At 70.2% G+C, this 1,839-nt stretch carries 1 protein-coding gene; it reads left to right on the top strand.

Going from position 1 to position 1,839, the window contains the following annotated elements:
* The first annotated feature begins 424 nt into the window (after positions 1–424).
* Positions 425–1,708: a Dyp-type peroxidase gene (locus ABD339_RS33420; protein WP_344570933.1), complete on the top strand. Its 1,284-nt coding sequence runs from the start codon at positions 425–427 to the stop codon at positions 1,706–1,708.
* Positions 1,709–1,839 lie beyond the last annotated feature (131 nt).

Raw genomic sequence — 1,839 nt, 5'->3', positions numbered from 1 at the left:
ACGCAACCCCAGCTCACACCCCGAACTGCCCGCTGGAACCGTGCACCCGACCTCTCTCAACAAACCCACAACACACCAGGCCAGCAAGCCCGCGATACACCAACAAACCCCCCTCCGAACGTCAGCAATGGCCCGCTGAAGACGGCCGGCGCGGCGGGGGGAGACAGAGGTCGTAACCGACGGGGGGCCTCCCGCTTCGTCTCCCAGGCCGCAGCCACCTGGCCGGTGAGCTCCGATCCTCCGACCGCGCCGGGACCACCTCCGGCAGCGCAGGGCCTGCGCCGTTCGGAAGCCGGGCGACCACCCCACGTGTGATTTCGGCGGGCCCGGCCGTGTTGGTCCCCGGGACCGTGAGAGGCCGGCGGCAAGGATCATGCGCAGTTATGGGGACGGCGGCGGATGACGCAGTAGGGATGGCTGGGCGATGAGACATGACCGGAACGTCGACGAGCGGGACCTGGCCCGGGGCGACGGGCGCCGTGGATTCCTCAAGTACGCGGCGGGGATCGCGGGGGTGACGGCGGCCACCGCGGGGCTGGGCGGCGAGGCGGCCGCCGTCCCGGTGGGCCGGGCCCCGGAAAGCCCGCCGCCGCGCCGGTTGGAGGACGGCCGGGAACCGCCGCCGGACGAGGTGCCCTTCCACGGGCGCCATCAGGCCGGCATCGTGACGCCGCAACAGCTGTTCGCCGGATTCGCGGCCTTCGATGTCCTGGTGGACGACCGCGCGGGTCTGACACGGCTGCTGCAAAAGCTCACCGAGCGTTCCCGGGTGCTGGCGCAAGGGGTCAAGCCGCAAGATGAGAGGGTGGCCGTGGAGCCACCTGTGCCGGACTCGCTGACGGTCACGCTCGGCGTCGGGGCATCGCTCTTCGACGACCGGTTCGGACTGGCCGGGCACATGCCGCAGCATCTGAAGCTCATGCCGTCGTTCCCCGACGACCAGCTGGACCCGGCATGTTGCCACGGCGACCTGTCGCTGCAGATCTGCGCGGAGCACCCGGACGCGGTGGTGCACGTGCTGCGCAACCTGTCCCGGGAGACCGACGGGATGATGCGGCCGCGCTGGCGGATGGACGCGTTCCTCAATCCGTCGCGGCCCTCGGGGGCCCGGCGCAACTTCCTCGGCTTCAAGGACGGCATCGTCAATCCGGACACCGACTCGACGGTGGAGATGGACCGGCTGATCTGGGTGACGCCGCGAAGCCACGAACCGGACTGGGCCGAGGGCGGCAGCTACCAGGTGCTGCGCCTGATCCGGTTCCACGTCGAGTCCTGGGACGAGGTACCGGTCACTCGGCAGGAGAAGGTCTTCGGGCGGCACAAGGCGAGCGGTGCGCCCCTGGGCGGCAAGCGGGAGAACGACGCGCCGGACTACCTCGACGACCCCGACGGCCGGACGATCCCCCTTGACGCGCACATCCGGCTCGCCAATCCACGCACCCCTCGAACCGACACGTCACGGTTCCTGCGCAGGAGTTACAACTACAGCCAAGGTTACGACCAGTACGGGCGGACGGACCTGGGACTGGTCTTCTGCGGCTATCAGCAGAACGTGGAGCGGCAGTTCGCCACCGTGCAGCGTCGGCTGCGGCACGAACCGCTGACCCAGTTCGTCACCCCGCGGGGCGGCGGCTACTTCTTCGCCCTGCCCGGTGTACGCGACAAGGACGACTGGTTCGGATCCCGGCTGATGCACCACACCCAGTAGGCCCCCCGCCGGGCACCACGCGTACGGTGCTTCGGCGGAACATGGGCAGTGCGGACGGAGGCAGCGCGTGCATGTGCTGGACCGGCCCGTAGCGCGCCTCCAGCCGCTCGACCTGCGCCCGGGTATCGGAG

The sequence above is a fragment of the Streptomyces axinellae genome (genome assembly GCF_039532135.1).
GTDB classification, from domain to species: domain Bacteria; phylum Actinomycetota; class Actinomycetes; order Streptomycetales; family Streptomycetaceae; genus Streptomyces; species Streptomyces axinellae.
Note: the sequence above shows the minus strand (reverse complement) of the source record. Positions and strands in the feature narration are given on the sequence as shown.